A 20,554-nucleotide genomic window follows, 5' to 3' on the forward strand; every position below is an offset into this window, starting at 1 on the left:
GTCAAGAAAGCCTGCAAGGAGTAACTGAAATGGCACTGAAAATTCGTCTCGCCCGTGGCGGTTCCAAGAAGCGCCCCTACTACCAGATCGTCGTTGCCGATGCGCGTAGCCCGCGTGACGGCCGCTTCCTCGAAAAGATCGGTTCCTGGAACCCGATGCTCGGCAAGGACGATGAAAAGCGCATCGAGCTGAACGCCGAGCGCGTCAGCCACTGGATCGCCCAGGGCGCCCAGCCGACCGACCGCGTCCTGCGCTTCCTCGACCAGGCTGGCCTTGCCAAGCGCCCGGCCCGCAACAACCCGACCAAGGCACAGCCCGGCAAGAAGGCACAGGAGCGTGCCGCCGAAGCCAAGCAGAAGGCCGAAGATGCAGCCGCTGCCGCTGCGGAAGCAGCCGCGGAATAATATCCGTCGAAACGATGTGGCAAACGGGCGGCATTTTCATGCCGCCCGTTTTGCTTTATGTGCACGTTAAAACAATTGGAGCGGGCAAAGAATTGGAGCGGTGGCAAGAACCCTCCTGCCTGGATGCCGAAAATGACCAAGCTCGAAAACCCTGTCCTGATGGCGACGATCGGTGCGGCGCAAGGCCTGCGCGGCGAAGTGCGGGTGAAGTCCTTTACCGACGATCCGACGGCACTCGGCGACTACGGCAATCTGCACAGCGAGGACGGCCGTGTCTTCGAAGTGCTGGAGATCCGTGAAGCGAAGAACGTGGTCATCGTCCGCTTTCGCGGCATCAACGACCGAACCGCGGCGGAAGCGCTGAACGGCCTCGAACTCTTCATCGAGCGCGACAATCTCCCCGACGACGATCTCGACGAGGACGAGTTTTTCTATGCCGATCTCGAAGGGCTGGAGGCGGTCGACGGCACCGGCAAGAGCTACGGCTCTGTGACCGGCGTCTTCGACTTCGGCGCCGGCGATCTCCTGGAGTTGAAAGGGCCTGGCCGGCGGCCTGTGCTGATCCCGTTCACCGAGTGGTCGGTGCTGGAAATCGATCTCGAGGCCGGCAAGCTGCTGGTCGATCCGGTCGCCGCCGGGCTCGTCGACGACAAGGACGAGAGCCTCGACAAGCAATTCCCGACGAAGCGCAAGTGAGCGTAGACCAACAATGCCCTTTCGCGCGACGGTCCTGACACTTTACCCGGAGATGTTTCCGGGGCATCTCGGCGTGTCGCTCGCCGGCAAGGCGCTGGAGCGCGGCCAATGGTCGATCGAGGCGGTGCAGATCCGCGATTTCGCCGAGGACAAGCACCGCACCGTCGACGATACGCCGGCCGGTGGCGGCGCCGGCATGGTGTTGAAGCCGGATGTTCTCGCCCGCGCCATCGACGACGTCTCGGAAAAGGACGAGCGGCCACGGCTACTGATGAGCCCGCGCGGCCTGCCCTTGACGCAGGAGCGTGTGCGCGAGCTTGCCGCCGGCCCCGGCGTCGTTATCGTCTGCGGGCGCTTCGAAGGCGTCGACCAGCGGGTGATCGACGCGCGCAATCTCGAAGAGGTCTCGATCGGCGACTATATCCTTTCCGGCGGCGAGCCGGCGGCGCTGGTCCTGCTCGATGCGGTCGTGAGGATCCTCCCCGGCGTGATGGGCAATGACTTGTCCGGCGTGCATGAGAGCTTCGAGGGCGGGCTGCTCGAACATCCGCACTATACCCGGCCGCAGGTCTTCGAAGGCCATGAGATTCCGGCGGTGCTGACCTCGGGAAACCACGGCGCTGTCGCCAAGTGGCGCGAGGCCGAAGCGCGCCGGCTGACGGCGGAACGTCGACCGGATCTACTGAAGGATAGTTCGGCTCAGCCGGTGAAGAAATAATAGGCGGCGAGCAGCAGGCCGACAGCGACGACGATGGCGCGAATGACGGCCTGCGGGACGCGTCGGGCGGCCCAGACGCCGGAATAGCCGCCAAGTGCGGCACCCGGCACCATGATCGCCGCATGCAGCCAGGAAACGACGCCGCCTGCGGCGAACACCAGGATGGCGATCAGCGCGATGACGATCGAGATAAAGTTCTTCAGCGCGTTCAGCCGGTGATAGCTGCCGCCGGTCGCAAGCCCGAGCACCGCAAGCATCATGATCCCCATGCCGGCGCCGAAGAACCCGCCATAGACGGATGTCGCCATCTGGCTCGCCACGCCGAGCGGGCCGATCCGGTGCTCATCGCTGCGGGCCTTCGGCTTCAGGAGCGGCCCAGCCGCAAAGATCGCTGTCGCGGCAATCAGCAGCCAGGGCACCATCGCACGGAACGACGGGTTGGAGAGCGACAGCAGGAGAAGCGCGCCCGCAAGCCCGCCGATCGCCGAAATGACGCCGAGCAGGACGGCATTCCTCCGGTCGGCGCGGATCTCCTTGGCGTAGGCGAGGGCCGAGGTGACGTAGCCGGGAAACTGGACGATCGAGGAGGTGGCATTGGCGACGATCGGCGGCAGGCCGCCGAGCGTCATGGCGCCGAAGGTCAGAAACGTCCCGCCGCCGGCAATGGCGTTGACTGCACCGGACAGGAATCCAGCAACAAAAAGCAACAGCGCCTGGAAAATCGTCATGGCCGGCCTCGAAAATCGACTGCATGATTCCTAAAATCGGAATCGATTTGAGGAATCATGCAGTAATTCAAAGTGTTACAGCGACCTTTGCGCGTCCAATTGGACGCGCGGCGCTGTAATTCGGGGATAGCGGCTTGAGCAATCGACCGCAAGCCCATTGGGCAGAACATGACTCCAGAGACGTGAGGGACGGGCAACGACGCCGGTGGGGGACGGATTCTATCGCGCAGCCTCTCAACTCTTCGCGAACACGTAGTCCGTCTCCTGCCGAAGGACCTCGCCCGGCCTGAGCACCGCCTTCGGAAACCCTTCGTGGTTCACCGCATCGGGCCAGATCTGGGTTTCGAGGCAGAAGCCGGCGAAGGGGCCGTAGCGGCGGCCCTCGAGGCCCGGGACCGGCACGTTCAGCTTGGCTCCGGTATAGAGCTGGACGCCGGGCTCGGTGGTCAGCACTTCCAGCGACACGCCGGAATTGATGCTGCGCACCAGCGCCACCGAGCGCTTCTGCATGCGCTCCGGCGAGAGGCAGAAATTGTGGTCATAGGCGATCCTGTCGCCTTCCATCTGGCGCTTGAGCGAGATCATCTCGCGGAGGTCGAAGGCGGTACCGGCGACGGGGCGGATCTCGCCGGTCGGGATCAGCCGCTCGTCCGTCGGCAGATAGTGGTCGGCGGCGATCATGATGTCATGGCCGAGCGCCTCCTCGCCGCCGTCAAGATTGAAATAGCTATGCTGGCAGACATTGGCGAGCGTCGGCGCGTCTGTTTCGCTTTCGTAGAGGACGTTCAGCGTCCCGCCGGGCTTCAGCGTATAGGTGCAGGTGACCGTGCAATTGCCGGGATAGCCGGCGCGGCGATCGGGATCGGTGATCCTGAGCGTCACGCTATCCTCCGCCCGCTCGACGATCGTCCAGTTGCGCTTGCCGATATTGTCGCTGCCGCCGTGCAGATGCGTTACGCCCTTCTCGTTGAGCTCGAGCTCAAATGCCTTGCCGTCGAGCGTGAAGCGCCCGTCGCCGATGCGGTTGGCGTTGCGGCCGGGCGTGGCGCCGAAATAGGAGGAATGAGCCGGATAGCTGTCGAAATCCTCGAAGCCAAGCACCAGCGGGACCGCATGGCCTTCGAGCCGCAGGTCCTGGATGACCGAACCCCAGGTCAGCACCTTGGCCGTCAGCCCACCGCCCGTGAGCGTCAGCCGATGCACCGGTTCACCGGACGGCAGGTGGCCGAAGATTTCCGTATCGGTGCTCATCTTTTCTCCCCTCGCGGCACTATCCAAGCGGGCGACAAACTGCGTCATTTCCGGGGGCGCGGCAACCGGAAAGTCACACTTTTCAGCGCGACAATTCCTTGGTCGCCGCCTGCAGGCCGGCGAGCGTCAGCGGGAACATCCGCCCGTGAAAGAGCGCGCGGATCATGCCGATCGAATGGGTGTGGCGCCAATGATCCTCCGGCACCGGATTGAGCCAGACCGAGCGCGGGAAATGGGTCGTCAGGCGCTCCAGCCAAAGTGCTCCCGCCTCGTCGTTCCAGTGCTCGACCGAGCCGCCCGGATGACTGATCTCGTAAGGGCTCATGGCGGCGTCGCCGACGAAGATGGCGCGGTAGTCGCCGCCATAGGTGCGCAGGAGTTCGGTGGTGCGGGTGATGTCGGAGCGGCGGCGGCGATTGTCCTTCCACAGGCCCTCATAGACGCAATTGTGGAAGTAGAAGTAATCCATGTGCCGGAACTCGGCGCGCGCCGCCGAGAACAGCTCCTCGACGATGCGGATGTGGTCGTCCATCGATCCGCCGACATCGAAGAACATCAGGAGCTTGACGGCATTGCGCCGCTCCGGCCGGGTCACCACGTCGAGATAGCCGTGCTCCGCGGTGGAGCGGATCGTGCCGGAGAGGTCGAGCTCGTCAGCCGCCCCCTGTCGCACCCAGCGCCTGAGCCGCTTCAGCGCCACCTTGATGTTGCGGGTGCCAAGCTCGACCGTGTCGTCGTAGTCCTTGAATTCGCGCCGGTCCCAGACCTTGACGGCGCGTCGGTGGTGCGAGCTCTCCTGGCCGATCCGGATGCCTTCGGGATTGTAGCCATAGGCGCCGAAGGGCGAGGTGCCGGCGGTGCCGATCCATTTCGAGCCGCCCTGGTGGCGGCCAGTCTGCTCCGCAAGCCGCTGGCGCAGCGTCTCCATCAGCTTGTCGAAGCCACCGAGCGCCTCGACGAGCTTCTTCTCGTCCTCAGTCAGATGTTTCTCGGCGAGCTTTCTCAGCCACTCCTCGGGGAGGACGGCCTCGGCAAGCCCCTCAGGCGGCGAGACCGTTTCGAGCCCGGCAAAGGTGCGCCGGAAGACCCGGTCGAAACGGTCGATATACCGCTCGTCCTTGATCAGCGCCGTGCGCGCGAGAAAATAGAACGCCTCCACGTCGAAGGCGGCGATCCCCTTCTCCATTCCTTCGATCAGCGACAGAAACTCCCGGAGCGTCACCGGGATCTTCTCAGCCTTCAGTTCGAGGAAGAAGGGGATGAACATCACTCTCCGCTGCCGATCTTGTCGAGCTCGTAGGGTGTCGTCTGGTACATCTCGTTGATCCAGTTGCCGAAAAAGAGATGCGCATGGCTGCGCCAGCGGTTCTGCGGCGGCAGGGTCGAATCATTGTGCGGAAAGTAGTCGTGCGGCAGCTTGATGGGCACGCCAGCGTCCACGTCGCGGAAATATTCGTCCGAAAGCGAAGTCGAATCATATTCGACATGATTGAACATGTAGAGCCGGTTGCCCTTCTTCTCGTGCACCAGGCAAACGCCCATCTCCTTCGATTCCATCAGGACCTCGAGACTCGGCACCCGGTCGATATCGGCGCGGCGCACCTCGGTCCAGCGCGACACAGGGACGGCGAAGTCATCGGAAAAGCCGTTCAGATAGACCGAGGAGGGCTTGAGGTTCTGGTGGCGGTAGACGCCGAAGGCCTTTTCCTTGAGCGGATATTTCGGCACGCCGTGGAAATGATAGATCCCCGCCATCGCCCCCCAGCAGACGTTCAGCGTCGAATGCACATGCGATTCCGTCCAGTCGAAGATGCGCTTGAGCTCGTCCCAATAGGTGACCTCTTCATAGTCCAGCGTCTCGACTGGCGCGCCGGTGATGATGAAACCGTCGAACTTGCGGCCCTTCACCTCCTCCCAGGTCTCGTAGAAGGCGAACAGATGCTCCTCGGGCGTGTTCTTCGGCCGGTAGCCGCCGATACGCACCAGCGTCAGCTCGACCTGCAGCGGCGTCGCGCCGATCAGCCGGGCGATCTGGATTTCCGTCTTGATCTTGTTCGGCATCAGGTTCAAGAGCCCGATCTGCAGCGGCCGGATGTCCTGGCGGACCGCCGCCGTCTCGGTCATCACCCGCACGCCCTCGCTGACGAGGGTTTCGAAGGCGGGCAGCGTATCGGGAATCTTGATGGGCATGGTTCCACTCGATCAATACAAAAAAACCGGCGGCGAAATGATCGCGACCGGTCCTCGGAAATCCGTTCTTCCTCGGCCCTTTAGCGATTTCTTTAACGTGGCTGCAAGCCGGCCGGCCAAATCACCACAGGACCGTTTGATAGCGCGGCGGGGGGCTGGTGGTCAATGGAAAAGGAGTCTTGAGGTTTGCGGCCCCGCGCCGAACGGCCGCCTGCCATCAATTCGCCGTCAGCGCATGATGTTGCCGTTGACAAGCACGCTTTCCTTCGCCACCTGAAAGGCGACAGCGGAACGCGGGTGCGTTCGCAGCAAAAGGGACCCAAGAAGAGGCCTTCATGTCTTCTGCCTTCGATTTCGAGCCAAAGCCGCGCCGCGCCTCGGTCGCCGTCGATGTCGGCGGCGTCATCGTCGGCGGTGCTGCGCCGGTCGTCGTCCAGTCGATGACGAACACGGACACGGCCGACATCGACGCGACTGTGGCGCAGGTGGCGGCACTCTCGAAGGCCGGCTCCGAACTGGTGCGCATCACCGTCGACCGCGACGAAAGTGCTGCCGCCGTGCCGAAGATCCGCGAAAGGCTCTTGCGTCTCGGCATGGACGTGCCGCTCGTCGGCGATTTCCACTATATCGGCCACAAGCTGCTCGCCGATCACCCGGCCTGCGCCGAGGCGCTGGCGAAATACCGCATCAATCCCGGCAATGTCGGCTTCAAGGACAAGAAGGACAAGCAGTTCGCTGAGATCATCGAGATGGCGATCCGCTACGACAAGCCGGTGCGCATCGGCGTGAACTGGGGTTCGCTCGACCAGGAACTGCTGACGCGACTGATGGACGAGAACCAGGCCAACGGATCGCCGTTGACGGCGCAAGAGGTGACACGCGAGACGATCGTGCAGTCGGCGCTGCTCTCGGCCGACCTTGCCGAGGAACTCGGCCTGCCGCGCAACCGCATCATCCTCTCCGCCAAGGTTTCCGGCGTCCAGGACCTGATTGCCGTCTATGCGATGCTTGCCGCCCGCTCCGACCATGCGCTTCATCTCGGCCTTACCGAGGCCGGCATGGGCACCAAGGGCATCGTCGCTTCCTCCGCCTCGCTCGGCATCCTGATGCAGCAGGGGATCGGCGATACGATCCGCATCTCGCTCACCCCCGAGCCCGGCGGCGACCGCACCCGCGAGGTGCAGGTGGCGCAGGAGCTTTTGCAGGTCATGGGCTTCCGCCAGTTCATTCCCGTCGTCGCCGCCTGTCCCGGCTGCGGCCGTACCACCTCCACCGTCTTCCAGGAGCTTGCCCAGAAGATCCAGGAGGACATCCGCGCCAGCATGCCGGTCTGGCGTGAGAAATATCCGGGCGTCGAGGCGCTGAAGGTCGCGGTGATGGGCTGCATCGTCAACGGCCCCGGCGAGAGCAAGCATGCCGATATCGGCATCTCGCTGCCGGGCACCGGCGAGATGCCGGCCGCACCGGTCTTCATCGACGGCCAGAAGGCGATGACCTTGCGCGGCCCGAGGATCGCCGAGGAGTTCCAGCTTCTCGTCGCCGACTATATCGAGAAGCGCTTCGGCCACGGCCAGGCGGCTGCCGAATAGCGCCGTTATCTGCGCGCCCCTCATCCTGCTGCAGCGACCTTCAACCCCCTCGCCCCGCTTGCGGGGAGAGGGCTCGTCCCTCGGGTTAAACACGAGGAGAGGGGCAGTCGCAGTCGCCCGACATAGGCCGGGCCTCAGAGAATCGCGTCGAGCGCCGCGACCAGTCGTTCGCATTCCTCGTCGGTGCCGATGGTGATGCGCAGGAAATCCGAGATCCTCGGCTTGGCGAAATGGCGGACGATCACCGCGCGTTCGCGCAGCTTGGCGGCGAGCGCCTGGCCTTCGTGGGCGGGATGGCGGGCGAAGACGAAATTCGCCTGGGACGGCAGGACCTCGAAGCCGCGTTTTTCGAGTTCGCTCGTCAACCTTTCGCGCGAAGCGATGATCCTGCCGCGCGTCGCCTCGAACCACGCCGCGTCCTCGATCGCGGCGATCGCGCCGGCCTGGGCAGTGCGCCCGAGCGGATAGGAATTGAAGCTGTCCTTGACCCGTTCCAGGGCTTCGATCAGCGGCCGCTGGCCGATCGCGAAGCCGAGGCGCAGGCCCGCCAGAGCCCGCGACTTGGAGAAGGTCTGGACGACCAGCAGGTTCTGGTATTTCGGCACGAGCGCGACCGCGGATTCGCCGCCGAAGTCGATATAGGCCTCGTCGATCACCACCGGCTGGTCGGAGTGCTCCGCCACCAGTTTTTCGATCTCCGCAAGCGGCAGGCCGATGCCGGTCGGGGCGTTGGGGTTCGGCAGAATGATTGCGCCGGCAGGTCGGCGGTAGTCGGCGATGTTGACGCGGAAGGCGGCGTCGAGCGGTATCTCCACCGCGTCAATGCCGAAAAGGCCTGCATAGGTCGGATAGAAGCTGTAGGAGATATCCGGATAGAGCAACGGCTCGTCGTGCTTCAGCAGCGCCGCGAAGGCATGGGCAAGCACCTCGTCGGAGCCGTTGCCGACGAAGACCTCGTCCGCTTGAACGCCGTATCGCTTTGCGATCGCTTTCCTCAATGCCAGCGCGATGGGATCGGGATAGAGCCGAAGATCGGCGCTTGCCGCCGCCCGGATTGCTTCAAGCGCCTTTTCCGAAGGGCCATAGGGGCTCTCATTGGTGTTCAGCTTGACGAGGTTTGCGATGCGCGGCTGCTCGCCGGGAACATAGGGCTTCAGCGTGGAAACGATCGGCGACCAGAACTTGCTCACGGGTTAGCTCCTGCGATTGGCGATGAAGCGGGCGGTTTCGGCGAGAACGGCCGAACGGGCACCGTAGGGTGACAGCAGCGCTTCCGCGTCGGCCACCAGTTTTTCGAGTTGGCGCTCGGCCCAGGGCTGGCCGTGAAGCGCGACGAGCGTGCCCTTGCCGCGGGCGGCGTCCTTGCCGGTGGCCTTGCCCATGGCCTCGGCGTCGGCGGTGAGATCGAGCAGATCGTCGGCAAGCTGGAAGGCAAGGCCAATCTTTTCGCCGAAGGCGCGCATCCGCCGGCGGTCTTCGGCCCCCGCGTCGGCGATGATCGCACCGGCCTCGCAGGCAAAGCGGATCAGCGCACCGGTCTTCATCGCCTGCAGCGTGACGATTCCCGCTTCGTCGGGGGCTTTTCTCTCGGCGGCGAGGTCGAGCGCCTGGCCGCCGGCCATGCCGCCATGCCCGGCGGCGCGTGCGAGCGCCAGCACGAGCGCCGTCTTCTGGCGATCCGAGAGAGGCGTTTGCGGTGCGGCGATGATGTCGAAGGCGAAGGTCAGGAGACTGTCGCCGGCAAGGATAGCCGTCGCCTCGTCGAAGGCGATGTGCACGGTCGGCTGACCGCGCCTCATATCGTCGTCGTCCATCGCCGGCAGGTCGTCGTGGACGAGCGAATAGCAATGCACGCATTCGAGCGCCGCGCCGATCCGCAAGCCCGCGTCGGCGTTGCCGCCGAGAAGGGCGGTGCTTTCGGCGACGAGGAAGGGGCGCAGCCGCTTGCCGCCATTGAGCACGCCGTGGCGCATGGCATCGAGCAGCTGCATCGGCCGGGCGATCTCGTCCTCCTGAACGGTGGGGCCGAAGAGGCTCGTCAGCAGGCTCTCGACCGCCAGCGCCGCGGCCTTGAGGCGTTCCGGGAAGAATGATGTCTCGTCTTGCATGAAAGGCTCTTTGGCACGGGGGAGAGCGGCTTTCAACGGACTTTCTAGTCGCAGTTCCTGCGTTTTGTGCGGGATGAGTGCACGGGCGACCTTGTGTTTTGCAAGAAAGCCCGTTCAATCTTCGTGATCCATGAAATAAGAGTGGGGCCATGAAGTAAGAGCGGGGAATGGATAGAGGGGTGGACAGTCAGGCCGTGGACATTGTTCCGGAAGAACGCGAGGAGGGCGAGTTGCCCGCCCGCCGGTGGTCCGTCCTGCGCCGCACATGGCGAACGCGGCGCCAGCGTTTCGTTCTCGCGGTGCTTTCGCTTCTCCTGCTCCCCTATCTTCTGATCATCGTCTACCTGCCCGGCTTCATCCATCCGGTTTCGACATTGATGCTGCGCGACCTCGTGCTGCTGCGCGGATACGACCGGCAATGGGTGGCGTTCGACGATATCGCCCCGGTCCTCGTCCAGTCGGTGATGATGTCCGAGGACGGCCAGTTCTGCACACACAACGGGGTCGACTGGATGCAGATGCGCGGTGTCGTCGAGGACGCGCTCGACGGCGAACAGACGCGCGGAGCGAGCACGATCCCGATGCAGACGGTGAAGAACCTCTACCTCTGGAACGGCCGCTCCTTCATTCGCAAGGGCATGGAACTGCCCCTCGCCGTCGTCGCCGATCTCGTCTGGAGCAAGCGGCGCATGATGGAAATCTACCTGAACGTCGCCGAATGGGGCGACGGCATCTACGGCGTCGAGGCGGCTGCGCGGCATCACTTCGGCGTTTCCGCCGCGAAGCTTTCGCGCCGCCAGGCCGCGCTGCTTGCCGTGGCGCTGCCCAATCCGATCGACCGCAATGCCGGCAAGCCGGGCCGCGGCCTGAGGCGGCTCGCCTCGGTGATCGAGCGTCGCGCCGGCCGATCGGGCGGCTACATCACATGTCTTTATGATTGAGATGAAGGCAATTCATTGGTCCTGCCGCCGGTGATGTGGCAATCCTCTCGCCGAAACCAAATGCAGTGAGGGATCCATGGCCAAGCTCGTTCTTTATGTCGGCAACAAGAATTATTCGTCCTGGTCGCTTCGGCCATGGCTGGCGCTCGAAGGCTGCGGCATCCCCTTCGAGGACGTCGTCATTCCTTTCGACTTTCCGGCGGGAAACCCGAAGTTTCGCGAGATATCGCCGACGGGACGCGTGCCGGTGCTTCACCACGGTGAAACGCGTGTGTGGGAATCGCTGGCGATCATCGAGTATGCGGCGGAACTCTACCCCGAGGCCGGTCTCTGGCCCGAGGATCGCGAGGATCGCGCCCGGGCGCGCAGCTATTCGATGGAGATGCTCGCAGGCTTCCGGGCGCTGCGCGGCGCCTGCCCGATGAATATCCGCCGGCCGGTGAAGGCGATTGCGCTTCCCGAGGAGGTCACGGCCGACGTCGCCCGGATCGAAGCGATCTGGCGCGAGGCGATCGCCCGCTCCGGCGGACCCTTCCTTTTTGGCCGCTTCACAGCCGCCGACGCGATGTTCGCCCCGGTCGTCAACCGTCTGGAGGTCTATGAGCTCACGGCGGATCCGGTGGCTCTCGCTTACATGGAGGCCGTCAAGGCGCATCCGGCCTTCCGCAAGTGGGAAGACGCCGCAAGGGCCGAACCATGGGTCGTGCCGGAGGACGAAGCCTGATGCCCGAGTCGAAAATTTGTGCGCGGGGACTGGTCAAACCGCGGTCGGGCATGTATAAGCGCGCGAAATTTCCGAGATCGACATCTGTTTGAACCGGCCATTTTCGGCTGCTGAACAGTGTTTTGCCCGATAAGTGGAGAATGAAATGGCTGTACCTAAAAGAAAAACGAGCCCGTCCAAGCGTGGCATGCGCCGTTCCGCTGACGCCCTCAAGGCTCCGACCTACGTCGAAGACAAGAACTCCGGCGAACTTCGCCGTCCGCACCACATCGACCTGAAGACCGGCATGTACCGCGGCCGCCAGGTCCTGACGCCGAAGGAAAACGCGTAAGCGTTTAACCTGTTTCAGGATGAAGTTCGAAGGGTCGGCATCGCCGGCCCTTTTTTCGTTGGCAGCTCGTCTCCGACCCTGATCGCCGACGCGGGCCGGAGCGGGTTGCGCTCTCATGCGTTCGCGCCCCCGATCCATCTGCTTGTTTTGCCGCAATTGTGCGACGTCAGGTGAGTTTCACCTGACTGCAAAATGATCTAGGCCCGACCCTAGCCCTCAAGCTCCTCGCGCAGCATTTCGAGCTCCAGCCATTCCTCCTCCATCCGCGCCAGCCCCTCCTTCAGCTTTTCGAGCTCGGCGGCAAGCTTGGCGAAACCATTCGGATCGCGGGAAAAGAGGGCGGGATCGTGCATCTTCTCTTCGCGCCCGGCGATCTCGGCCTCGGCCTTGGCAATCTCCTTCGGCAGGTTCTCCAGCGCGAATTTCTGCTTGTAGGAGAGCTTTGCCTTCGCCTTTTGCGGCTCGGCGGCCCCGGCAGACGTGTCGCTCGGCCTGGCCTTCTCGGCTTTCTCGGCCCTGCGCCGCTCCTCGATCGCGCCGCGGCGCTGCGCCATCATGTCGGAATAGCCGCCGGCATATTCGATCCAGCGGCCGTCCGGCGCTTCCGGATTGGCCGGCGCGACGGTCGAGGTCACGGTGCGGTCTAGGAAGTCGCGGTCGTGGCTGACGAGGATCACCGTTCCGACAAAGCCGGCGACTATCTCCTGCAGGAGGTCGAGCGTCTCGATGTCGAGATCGTTGGTCGGCTCGTCGAGGATCAGGAGGTTGGTGGCGCGCGCCAGGATGCGGGCGAGGATCAGCCGGGCTCGCTCGCCGCCGGAAAGTTCGCTGATCGGTGTGCGCGCCTGCTCCGGCTGGAAGAGGAATTCCTTCATGTAGCCCGTGACATGGCGCTGTTCGCCGTTGACGAGAAGCGTCTCGCCGCGCCCGTCGGTCAAGTAGTGCGCCAGCGTCTCGTCGAGGTTCAGATCCTCGCGCTTCTGGTCCAGCGTCGCCATCTCCAGGTTGGTGCCGAGCTTGACGCTGCCTGAATCCGGCGCGATCTGCCCGGTCAGAAGCTTGAGCAGCGTCGTCTTGCCGGCACCGTTCGGCCCGACCAAACCGATCCGGTCGCCGCGATGGACGCGGATCGAGAAAGGCGCGACGATCGTCCGCTCGCCATAGGCCTTGGTGATCTTTTCCGCCTCGATGACCAGCTTGCCGGATTCCCTGGCGTCGGCGACGGTTGCCTGGATCGTGCCCTGCGGCCCCTTGTGGCCGCGATAGCGGGCTCGCATGTCCTGCAACTCGCCGAGGCGGCGCATGTTGCGCTTGCGCCGCGCCGTGACGCCGTAGCGCAGCCAATGCTCCTCGCGCTCGATCGCCTTGCCGAGCTTGTGCTGTTCGAGCTCTTCCGCCTCCAGCACCTCGTCGCGCCAGGCTTCGAAATGGGCAAAGCCCCGGTCGAGCCGCCGCGACTGGCCGCGATCGAGCCAGACGGTCGCCGTCGAGACCTTTTCGAGAAAGCGCCGGTCGTGCGAGATCAGCACGAGGGCCGAGCGGCTGCGGGTGAGCTCGTCTTCCAGCCATTCGATCGTGGGCAGGTCGAGATGGTTGGTCGGCTCGTCGAGAAGCAGGATATCGGGCTCCGGCGCCAGCACGCGGGCGAGCGCGGCGCGGCGCGCCTCGCCGCCGGAGAGGCGCTTCGGATCCTCCTCGCCGGTCAGCCCCAGATGCTCGAGCAGGTAGGTGACGCGATAGTGATCGTCGCTCGGTCCGAGGCCAGCCTCGGCATAGGCCTGCACCGTGTCGAAGCCGTCGAAGTCGGGGGCCTGATGCAGGTAGCGGATGGTCACCGACGGATGCCGGAAAATTTCGCCGGACTGCGGTTCGGCAAGGCCGGCGGAAATCTTCATCAAGGTCGATTTGCCGGAGCCGTTGCGGCCGACCAGGCAGATGCGGTCGCCGGGCTCGACCTGCAGGTTGGCGCCGGCGAGCAGCGGCGTGCCGCCGAAGGTCAGGAAGATGTCGTCAAGCTTCAGGATGGGGGGCGCCAAGGCGTCAGGCTCCGGAAAGATCATAGGGCCGGGCGAGAACAACCGCCCGGCCGGATTTCATGGAAAAGCGAACCGGACCTTCCGCGACATTGGAAATCGTCCGGGAAGATCCGAAGGGCAGCGCGAAGTCGTCGAGCGGATAGCGGACGTTTTCGATCGACAGGCCGGAAAGGTCGGTAAAGCCGAGAACCGAGAACAGGCTGTCCTTCGGCAGGTCGATTACATGGGTGCCCGGCCTGAGCGGATAGGCTTCCTCCTCGCCGGAGGTCATGAATGCGGCGTGCCCTTTTTCGGCAAGGGCGGCGAGTTGGAGGAGATGCAGGAAGGCATGGTCGCTGCGGGTGCCGCCGAGGGCGCCGGCGAAGATCAACGCGGTCGCGCCGAGCGCAAGTGCCGCCTCGACGGCGATCTCGCCATCGGTGGCGTTCTTGGCGGCCGGGTAGCTTTCCCGCGGAACATGGGCGAAGTCCGCCAGCAGTGCCGCATCGGTCGAATCGAAATCCCCGACCCAGAGATCCGGGACGATACCGAGCGTCTTTGCATGGCGCATGCCGCCGTCGGCCGCGATGAACCGGCTGCCGGTGAGCTGTGTCGCCAGCCGCTCCGTGAGCGAGAGCGCGCCGCCGAGAAGAATGGTGAAGGTCGATCGGGTCATGGCAGAAGCCCATAGCGCAAAGCGGCGCCTGAGGAAAAGGGCAGAACGCCTTTTCGGGGGCCGTTGCCGCCGTTTGGCCAACGCAACTTGTGTGGTTCAGGTTCCGGTCCCGTCCGGCGCGAGCATGTCCGCATAGATGCCGGGCGTCGAATCGGCGATCTCCACCGCTCCGACGGCGCGCGCGTAGAATTCCGCAGGGCCGACGCCGCCGATGATCGCATAGGCGTAGCCGGCGGCGCGCATGGCGGAGAGGCTTTCGAGAAGCAATGCCTCGCCGAGGCCACGGCCGCGCATCGCTTCGTCCACGCCCGTCGGGCCGAAGAAGCCGAGCGCCGTGACGTCGTGACAGGCGAAGCCGGCCAGTTCTCCGTTGCGTAGCGCAATATGGATCCGCGTCGGCGTCGAGGAAAAGGCGGCCTCCGCCTCGCCCGCCCAGAGGACGCCGAACCGTTCCTCGATCCAGGCGACGACGATCCTGCGTTCGGGCGCCATGGCGCGCCGGATGGTGACGTCGGGGCCAAGCCGGGACGCGCGGCCGTCGGGCAAGGCATAGAGGCGAACGAGCATATCCGGCATGAGATGACCTCGCTTGGCGAACAAAACGCCGCCGCCGTTGTTTGGAATTGGAGTGCCGGCAAACCTTCCGGTTTCTCGGAAACTCTTGATAGCGCAGCCGGCGCCGCGGGCCAATGCACCGTCCGAAACTCCGCTTGCCTTGGCTGCCGCCGGAAGCTAAATCTGAGGCGCTCTAACGGGGTGCCCGGGGCCGCTTGCGGCCCGACGGCTGAGAGGCTTCGAGCCAACCCGCGGAACCTGATCCGGCTCATACCGGCGGAGGGATTAGAAGCGATCGGACCGATACGCGCTTTTCCCGTGCAACATCAACAACAGGGAGAGGTGCCCCAGATGTCCAGTTCACTCCAAAAGATCCTTGGTCGGCTCGCCGCCGCCGGCATGGCTGCCGCCGCGTTGTCGGCGAACGCCGTCGCAGCGGAAAAGACGCTGACGATCTATACCTATGAGAGCTTCATCACCGAGTGGGGGCCGGGCGCCAAGGTCGCCGAAGGTTTCGAAAAGACCTGCGACTGCAAGGTGAACTATGTCGGCGTCGCCGACGGCGTCGAACTCTTGACGCGGCTGAAGCTCGAAGGCGAGGGCTCGAAGGCCGACGTCGTTCTCGGCCTCGACACCAATCTCGTCGCGGAGGCCAAGGCCACCGGCTATTTCGCCCCACACGGCGTCGATACGGCAGGCCTCAAGGTTCCCGGCGGCTTTTCCGACGACACCTTCGTGCCCTATGACTACGGCCATTTCGCCGTGATCTACGATACGGAAACCCTGAAGAACCCGCCGAAGAGCCTCAAGGATCTGGTCGAAGGCGATCCTGCGCAAAAGATCGTCGTCGAGGACCCGCGCACCTCGACGCCCGGCCTCGGCCTGCTTCTCTGGGTGAAATCTGTCTATGGCGACAAGGCCGGCGAGGCCTGGGCGAAGCTTAAGGAGCGGGTGCTGACGGTGACCCCGGGCTGGTCGGAAGCCTATGGCCTCTTCACCAAGGGCGAGGCGCCGATGGTGCTCTCCTACACCACCTCGCCCGCCTATCACATGGTGGCGGAGAACACCGACCGCTACCAGGCAGCCCCCTTCGCCGAAGGCCACTACATCCAGATCGAAGTGGCCGGCGCGACGAAGAATGCCAAGGAGCCGGAGCTCGCCCGCAAGTTCCTGGCCTTCATGACGGGACCGGAGTTCCAGTCGATCATCCCGACGACCAACTGGATGATGCCGGTCGGCGCCACGAAGGAGCCGCTGCCCGAGGCCTTCGGAAAGCTCGTCGAGCCGCAAAAGACCTTCCTCTTGCCGTCGGAAGAGGTCGCCGCCAACCGCAAGGCCTGGATCGACGAGTGGCTGGTGGCGATGAGCAAGAACTGAGGCCGGATTGTTCGCCGCTCGCGAAAACAGGATGACGATTGCCGCCGGGGCCTTCAGCCTTGGCGGCATTCTGCTTTTCGTTGGCCTAGCCGCTGCTACGCTTCTCGGCCAGTCCGGTGACCGGAGCGGCGACGGCCTCTTCGACGCCTATATCTGGCGCGTCACCCGCTTCACGCTGCTGCAGGCCTGCCTCTCGACGCTGCTGTCGATCCTCTTCGCGATCCCCGTGGCGCGCGCGCTGGCCCGGCAGACGTCTTTCCCCGGCCGTGTCTGGATGCTGCGGCTGATGGCCCTGCCGCTGGGCCTGCCGGCTCTCGTTGCCGCGCTCGGCCTGATCGAGGTCTGGGGCCGGCAGGGCTTCCTGAACCTTCTGCTGTCGGCGACGGGCCTGCCGCAGCCGATCAGCATCTACGGCCTCTTCGGCATCCTGCTCGCGCATGTCTTCTTCAACATGCCGCTGGCCGCCCGGCTGATGCTTGCCGGGATCGAACGCATTCCCGCCGAATATTGGCGCAGTTCCGCCAATCTCGGCATGGGTTCTCTCACAAACTTCCGTTTCATCGAATGGCCGGTGATCCGGGGGCTCCTGCCGGGCATTGTCGGCCTCGTCTTCATGCTTTGCGCCACCAGCTTCACGCTGGTGCTGACGCTTGGCGGCGGCCCGGCCGCAAGCACGATCGAGGTGGCCATTTACCAGGCGCTGCGTTTCGATTTCGATCCGCCCCGGGCAATCGCCCTTGCCGCCCTCCAGGTCCTGTTGACGGGCACCCTGCTGATCGCCCTGAAATTTCTCGCCCCGCCCCCCGAGGAAGGGGAGACGAGCGGCAGGGCGATCCGACGGTTCGACGGCCTGAGCCGGCTGCCTCGCCTAGCGGATGGTGCTTGGCTGGCGTTCGCACTCGTCTTCGTCGGCCTGCCCTTTGTCGCCATCGCGACATCCGGGTTGCAGGCCGACCTAACCCGCCTCGTCAGCGAACCGGTATTCCATCGGGCCCTTGCCACCAGTCTTGTCATCGCCCTCCCCTCCGGCATCGTCTCCGTCGCCATGGCCGCACTGATGATCCGCGCCCGGAGGCTGGTCCTCGCCCGACGACAGCGGGGGATTGCGGCCCGGCTGTTTGCTGCCACGATCGGTGCCAGCACCTCCTTCATCCTGCTCGTCCCGCCCGTCGTGCTCGGCGCCGGATGGTTCCTGCTCCTGAGGCCCCTCGGCGACGTCGCCCGCTTTGCACCGTTCGTCGTCATTGCCATCAATGCGCTGATGGCGCTGCCTTTCGTCCACCGCGTCCTTGCCCCGGCGATGGCGACCCATGCCGCGCGCACCGAGCGCCTTGCCGCCAGTCTCGGTATTCGCAGCTTGCATCGCCTGCGATGGATCGACTGGCCGGCGTTGCGCAAGCCTCTGTTGACGGCGCTCTCCTTCGCGCTCGCGCTGTCGCTCGGCGATCTCGGTGCGGTTGCCCTGTTCGGTTCGCAGGATCTCGCGACGCTCCCCTGGCTCCTCTACAGCCGGATGGGCAGCTACCGCACCGCGGACGCCGCAGGGCTGGCCCTCGTCCTGGGGCTCATCTGCCTCGTTCTGACCGTGTTGGGCACGGCGGGAGAGAAGGCGCCGGAAGGACGAGGCGCATGAGTACGCTCGCCTTGTCGCTCAAGGGCGTGAAGGTTCGTTTCGAAACGAACGCGCTGACATTCGATTGTGCGGTTCCGGCCGGGCGGATCGTTGCCGTTGCCGGCCCTTCCGGCTCGGGAAAGTCGACGCTTTTCAACGTCATCGCCGGCTTCGAGGCGCCCGAGGCAGGCGAAGTGCGGATCCTTGGCGACGATATGGCGGGGCGCATGCCGGCCGAGCGGCCGGTCTCCGTCATCTTCCAGGAAAACAACCTCTTCGCTCATCTCGATGTCGCGACCAATGTCGGCTTCGGGATCAGCCCGTCGCTCCGCCTCACGGCAGCGGACCGCAAGCGGATCGAAGAAGCGCTGGCGCGGGTCGGGCTCGGCGGCTTCGGCAAGAGGCTGCCGTCGACGCTTTCGGGCGGCGAGCGCCAGCGGGTGGCGTTGGGACGCGCCCTGGTGCGGCACCGGCCGCTGTTGCTCTTCGACGAACCTTTCGCCGCACTCGACCCCGGCATGCGCGCGGAGATGCGCGACCTCATCGTCGATCTCCATGGCGAGGAGGGCAACACGATCCTGATGATCACGCATCATCCCGATGACGTGAAGAGCCTTGCCGATAGCGTGCTTTTCCTTGACCAGGGGCGTATCGTTGCCCATGACGCCGTGGATCGTTTTCTGGCGCGGCGCGACCTGGCGGCGATCAATCGGTTTCTCGGCAACGACGAGAGCAGTGGAGACGAATGAGCGTCTTTCGCCCTCTCATGGCACTCCCTCGGGGTAACGGCTGCAGTATTTGCGGACAATGCGCCGTTCGCCACAATTTGACCGTCCCGTCGTGCGACGCGCGGAACGTCCGGCGGGATGCGCGCGTTACTCGCGTATCCGTTGCTGCGATACCACGGGGCAACTATTTCTACAGGGATCAGCTAGGCAGGCGGCGCTTAAATCGATACAGCATGACGATGGCTGAGAAACCTGCGCCGGAGCCCTTATGCGGCTGAAAAAGTAGGATTTTTCGACGCTGATGACTGTTGGCTCACGAGCGCAGGGCGCATCGGCGGATGGAACGGGCTGAGGAATGGCAAGGCAGACAGTCACAAAAGGCTGGTTTCCGACGTGGCATGGCAGCATGACGCCACGAGCGTTGGTTGCATTGTCTTCGTTGAGCCTTCTTTCCGCCTGCCAGTCGATCATCGAGCAGACCTATGAACCGGCCGTCTCGCCCTCTTCCAATCCGCAGATCGTCGAGGAGGTGCAGAAGAACGATCCGCGCGCCCAGCTCGGCGCGCGCGAGCATCCGCGCATCGTCGCAAGCTACGGCGGCGAATACAAGGACGCCAAGACCGAACGGCTTGTCGCGCGTATCACCGGCGCGCTGACGGCGGTTTCGGAAAACCCGCAGCAGTCCTATCGCATCACCATCCTCAATTCCCCGGCGATCAACGCCTTTGCGCTGCCGGGCGGCTATCTCTACGTCACCCGCGGCCTGCTGGCGCTTGCCGACGACGCCTCGGAAGTCGCCGCCGTGCTTTCGCATGAAATGGCGCATGTCACCGCCAATCACGGCATCCAGCGCCAGCAGCGCGAGGAGGCCGAGGTCATCGCCAGCCGCGTCGTCTCCGAAGTGCTGTCCTCCAACCTTGCCGGCAAGCAGGCGCTCGCCCGCGGCAAGCTGCGGCTGGCGGCCTTCTCGCGCAACCAGGAACTGCAGGCCGACGTGATCGGCGTGCGGATGCTGGGCGAAGCCGGCTACGATCCCTACGCTGCCGCACGCTTCCTCGATTCGATGGCTGCCTATAGCCGCTTCACCGCGGTCGATCCGGAAGCGGACCAGAGTCTGGACTTCCTTTCGAGCCACCCCAACGCGCCGCAGCGCGTCGAACTGGCGCGCCGGCACGCCCGCGCCTTCGGCGCCGAAGGAACGAGCGGCGACCGTGGCCGTGACTATTATCTCGCCGGCATCGACGGATTGCTCTACGGCGACAGCCCTCAGGAAGGCTATGTCCGCGGGCAGACCTTCCTACACGGACAGCTCGGCATACGCTTCGACGTGCCGCAAGGGTTCCAGATCGACAACAAGGCGGAAGCTGTGCTGGCCACGGGGCCGGGCGAAGTGGCCATCCGATTCGACGGTATCTCCGACAATGCCCGCCGCAGCCTGACCGACTACATCGCCAGCGGCTGGGTGACCGGCCTGCAGCCGGACACCATACGCCCGGTTGCCGTCAACGGCCTCGAAGCCGCGACGGCGCGCGCTTCTGCCGATCGCTGGGATTTCGACGTCACCGTCATCCGGCTCGGCGATCGAATTTACCGCTTCCTGACCGCGGTTCCCAAGGGATCGACCGCGCTCGATGCGACGGCCAACCAGTTGCGCAGTTCCTTCCGTCGCATGTCGCCGAACGAGGTCCAGGCCTTGAAGCCGCTGCGCATCAGGGTGGTCACGGTGCGGCCGGGCGAGTCGATCGCCACATTGGCGGCGCGAATGATGGGAACGGATCGCAAGCTCGACCTCTTCCGGCTCATCAACGCGATGCAGGTCACCTCCACGGTGAAACCGGGCGACAAGGTGAAGATCATTTCCGAATAGGTGATGCTCACCAGTCGGCGGTCCTTCCTCATCCTCTATGCAAT

The 20,554-nt window shown here is 64.6% G+C and carries 20 protein-coding genes and 2 riboswitches; of the genes, 11 read left to right on the forward strand and 9 right to left on the reverse strand.

What is annotated here, in order from left to right:
- The first annotated feature begins 29 nt into the window (after positions 1-29).
- From rpsP to trmD, 3 genes are all read left to right on the forward strand, one after another.
- Positions 30-404, forward strand: a complete 375-nt coding sequence (rpsP, locus tag RHIBR816_RS0107780) for a 30S ribosomal protein S16 (RefSeq protein ID WP_018235966.1) — start codon at positions 30-32, stop codon at positions 402-404.
- Between the two features lie 132 nt (positions 405-536).
- Positions 537-1,100 (forward strand): ribosome maturation factor RimM, encoded by a 564-nt coding sequence (gene rimM, locus RHIBR816_RS0107785; RefSeq protein ID WP_026186747.1) that lies wholly within the window; start codon positions 537-539, stop codon positions 1,098-1,100.
- Between the two features lie 13 nt (positions 1,101-1,113).
- On the forward strand, positions 1,114-1,818 hold the full coding sequence (trmD, locus tag RHIBR816_RS0107790) for a tRNA (guanosine(37)-N1)-methyltransferase TrmD (protein WP_018235968.1): 705 nt from the start codon (positions 1,114-1,116) through the stop codon (positions 1,816-1,818).
- Here trmD and RHIBR816_RS0107795 read toward each other — a convergent pair.
- The 4 genes from RHIBR816_RS0107795 to metA form a co-directional block, all read right to left on the reverse strand.
- Positions 1,800-2,546, reverse strand: coding sequence for a sulfite exporter TauE/SafE family protein (locus tag RHIBR816_RS0107795; RefSeq protein ID WP_018235969.1), 747 nt, complete (start codon positions 2,544-2,546; stop codon positions 1,800-1,802). The genes trmD and RHIBR816_RS0107795 overlap by 19 nt on opposite strands.
- Before the next feature lie 234 nt (positions 2,547-2,780).
- On the reverse strand, positions 2,781-3,797 hold the full coding sequence (locus tag RHIBR816_RS0107800; RefSeq protein ID WP_018235970.1) for an aldose epimerase family protein: 1,017 nt from the start codon (positions 3,795-3,797) through the stop codon (positions 2,781-2,783).
- Between the two features lie 82 nt (positions 3,798-3,879).
- Positions 3,880-5,064: a VWA domain-containing protein gene (locus RHIBR816_RS0107805; RefSeq protein ID WP_018235971.1), complete on the reverse strand. Its 1,185-nt coding sequence runs from the start codon at positions 5,062-5,064 to the stop codon at positions 3,880-3,882.
- Positions 5,064-5,987: a homoserine O-succinyltransferase gene (gene metA / locus RHIBR816_RS0107810; RefSeq protein WP_018235972.1), complete on the reverse strand. Its 924-nt coding sequence runs from the start codon at positions 5,985-5,987 to the stop codon at positions 5,064-5,066. Before metA ends, RHIBR816_RS0107805 begins: the two co-directional genes overlap by 1 nt.
- 60 nt (positions 5,988-6,047) lie before the next feature.
- Positions 6,048-6,125, reverse strand: a riboswitch (SAM riboswitch).
- Positions 6,126-6,322: 197 nt separating this feature from the next.
- On the opposite strand from metA, the gene ispG reads away from it, so the two are divergent.
- A complete protein-coding gene (gene ispG, locus RHIBR816_RS0107820; RefSeq protein WP_018235973.1) occupies positions 6,323-7,576 on the forward strand; it encodes a flavodoxin-dependent (E)-4-hydroxy-3-methylbut-2-enyl-diphosphate synthase in 1,254 nt (417 codons plus the stop codon).
- Positions 7,577-7,710: 134 nt separating this feature from the next.
- Here the strand turns inward: ispG and hisC are convergent, their stop codons facing one another.
- Both hisC and RHIBR816_RS0107830 read right to left on the reverse strand, forming a co-directional pair.
- Entirely contained in the window at positions 7,711-8,766 is a 1,056-nt protein-coding gene (gene hisC, locus RHIBR816_RS0107825; protein WP_018235974.1) for a histidinol-phosphate transaminase, read from the reverse strand.
- A gap of 3 nt (positions 8,767-8,769) precedes the next feature.
- Positions 8,770-9,684 carry a polyprenyl synthetase family protein gene (locus RHIBR816_RS0107830; protein WP_018235975.1) on the reverse strand — a complete coding sequence of 305 codons (915 nt, stop codon included), beginning with the start codon at positions 9,682-9,684 and terminating at the stop codon, positions 8,770-8,772.
- A 194-nt stretch (positions 9,685-9,878) separates the two neighbouring features.
- Here RHIBR816_RS0107830 and mtgA point away from each other — a divergent pair, with 194 nt between their 5' ends.
- The 3 genes from mtgA to rpmF all read left to right on the forward strand — a co-directional run bounded on the left by mtgA (position 9,879) and on the right by rpmF (position 11,680).
- Entirely contained in the window at positions 9,879-10,625 is a 747-nt protein-coding gene (mtgA, locus tag RHIBR816_RS0107835; protein ID WP_034816057.1) for a monofunctional biosynthetic peptidoglycan transglycosylase, read from the forward strand.
- A 76-nt stretch (positions 10,626-10,701) separates the two neighbouring features.
- Positions 10,702-11,349, forward strand: coding sequence for a glutathione S-transferase family protein (locus RHIBR816_RS0107840; RefSeq protein WP_018235977.1), 648 nt, complete (start codon positions 10,702-10,704; stop codon positions 11,347-11,349).
- 145 nt (positions 11,350-11,494) lie between these two features.
- On the forward strand, positions 11,495-11,680 hold the full coding sequence (gene rpmF / locus RHIBR816_RS0107845; RefSeq protein ID WP_026186748.1) for a 50S ribosomal protein L32: 186 nt from the start codon (positions 11,495-11,497) through the stop codon (positions 11,678-11,680).
- A gap of 209 nt (positions 11,681-11,889) precedes the next feature.
- On the opposite strand, the gene RHIBR816_RS0107850 is transcribed toward rpmF, so the two are convergent.
- The 3 genes from RHIBR816_RS0107850 to RHIBR816_RS0107860 form a co-directional block, all read right to left on the reverse strand.
- Entirely contained in the window at positions 11,890-13,716 is a 1,827-nt protein-coding gene (locus RHIBR816_RS0107850; protein WP_026186749.1) for an ABC-F family ATP-binding cassette domain-containing protein, read from the reverse strand.
- A gap of 4 nt (positions 13,717-13,720) precedes the next feature.
- Positions 13,721-14,371, reverse strand: a complete 651-nt coding sequence (locus tag RHIBR816_RS0107855; protein WP_018235980.1) for a thiamine diphosphokinase — start codon at positions 14,369-14,371, stop codon at positions 13,721-13,723.
- A 96-nt stretch (positions 14,372-14,467) separates the two neighbouring features.
- A complete protein-coding gene (locus tag RHIBR816_RS0107860; RefSeq protein ID WP_026186750.1) occupies positions 14,468-14,947 on the reverse strand; it encodes a GNAT family N-acetyltransferase in 480 nt (159 codons plus the stop codon).
- A gap of 166 nt (positions 14,948-15,113) precedes the next feature.
- Positions 15,114-15,228: riboswitch (TPP riboswitch) on the forward strand.
- Positions 15,229-15,277: 49 nt separating this feature from the next.
- Between RHIBR816_RS0107860 and thiB the strand changes: the two genes are divergently transcribed.
- From thiB to RHIBR816_RS0107880, 4 genes are all read left to right on the forward strand, one after another.
- Entirely contained in the window at positions 15,278-16,303 is a 1,026-nt protein-coding gene (gene thiB, locus RHIBR816_RS0107865; protein WP_018235982.1) for a thiamine ABC transporter substrate binding subunit, read from the forward strand.
- Positions 16,304-16,310: 7 nt separating this feature from the next.
- On the forward strand, positions 16,311-17,936 hold the full coding sequence (gene thiP / locus RHIBR816_RS0107870) for a thiamine/thiamine pyrophosphate ABC transporter permease ThiP (protein ID WP_018235983.1): 1,626 nt from the start codon (positions 16,311-16,313) through the stop codon (positions 17,934-17,936).
- Positions 17,933-18,664: an ATP-binding cassette domain-containing protein gene (locus RHIBR816_RS0107875; protein WP_018235984.1), complete on the forward strand. Its 732-nt coding sequence runs from the start codon at positions 17,933-17,935 to the stop codon at positions 18,662-18,664. Before thiP ends, RHIBR816_RS0107875 begins: the two co-directional genes overlap by 4 nt.
- Before the next feature lie 334 nt (positions 18,665-18,998).
- Positions 18,999-20,510, forward strand: a complete 1,512-nt coding sequence (locus tag RHIBR816_RS0107880; protein WP_026186752.1) for a M48 family metalloprotease — start codon at positions 18,999-19,001, stop codon at positions 20,508-20,510.
- Positions 20,511-20,554: the final 44 nt, after the last annotated feature.

Source organism: Ensifer sp. BR816, from assembly GCF_000378985.1.
Taxonomy (GTDB): Bacteria; Pseudomonadota; Alphaproteobacteria; order Rhizobiales; family Rhizobiaceae; genus Sinorhizobium.

Excerpts from the sequence above, each read along its gene's own strand:
- RHIBR816_RS0107830 (WP_018235975.1), bottom strand. The coding sequence starts at position 9,684 with ATGCAAGACGAGACATCATTCTTCCCGGAACGCCTCAAGGCCGCGGCG.
- trmD (WP_018235968.1), top strand. The coding sequence starts at position 1,114 with ATGCCCTTTCGCGCGACGGTCCTGACACTTTACCCGGAGATGTTTCCG.
- RHIBR816_RS0107795 (WP_018235969.1), bottom strand. The coding sequence starts at position 2,546 with ATGACGATTTTCCAGGCGCTGTTGCTTTTTGTTGCTGGATTCCTGTCC.
- RHIBR816_RS0107875 (WP_018235984.1), top strand. The coding sequence starts at position 17,933 with ATGAGTACGCTCGCCTTGTCGCTCAAGGGCGTGAAGGTTCGTTTCGAA.
- rpsP (WP_018235966.1), top strand. The coding sequence starts at position 30 with ATGGCACTGAAAATTCGTCTCGCCCGTGGCGGTTCCAAGAAGCGCCCC.
- RHIBR816_RS0107805 (WP_018235971.1), bottom strand. The coding sequence starts at position 5,064 with ATGTTCATCCCCTTCTTCCTCGAACTGAAGGCTGAGAAGATCCCGGTG.
- thiB (WP_018235982.1), top strand. The coding sequence starts at position 15,278 with ATGTCCAGTTCACTCCAAAAGATCCTTGGTCGGCTCGCCGCCGCCGGC.
- RHIBR816_RS0107880 (WP_026186752.1), top strand. The coding sequence starts at position 18,999 with ATGGCAAGGCAGACAGTCACAAAAGGCTGGTTTCCGACGTGGCATGGC.
- ispG (WP_018235973.1), top strand. The coding sequence starts at position 6,323 with ATGTCTTCTGCCTTCGATTTCGAGCCAAAGCCGCGCCGCGCCTCGGTC.
- RHIBR816_RS0107800 (WP_018235970.1), bottom strand. The coding sequence starts at position 3,797 with ATGAGCACCGATACGGAAATCTTCGGCCACCTGCCGTCCGGTGAACCG.
- metA (WP_018235972.1), bottom strand. The coding sequence starts at position 5,987 with ATGCCCATCAAGATTCCCGATACGCTGCCCGCCTTCGAAACCCTCGTC.
- rpmF (WP_026186748.1), top strand. The coding sequence starts at position 11,495 with ATGGCTGTACCTAAAAGAAAAACGAGCCCGTCCAAGCGTGGCATGCGC.
- RHIBR816_RS0107855 (WP_018235980.1), bottom strand. The coding sequence starts at position 14,371 with ATGACCCGATCGACCTTCACCATTCTTCTCGGCGGCGCGCTCTCGCTC.
- RHIBR816_RS0107860 (WP_026186750.1), bottom strand. The coding sequence starts at position 14,947 with ATGCCGGATATGCTCGTTCGCCTCTATGCCTTGCCCGACGGCCGCGCG.
- RHIBR816_RS0107840 (WP_018235977.1), top strand. The coding sequence starts at position 10,702 with ATGGCCAAGCTCGTTCTTTATGTCGGCAACAAGAATTATTCGTCCTGG.
- rimM (WP_026186747.1), top strand. The coding sequence starts at position 537 with ATGACCAAGCTCGAAAACCCTGTCCTGATGGCGACGATCGGTGCGGCG.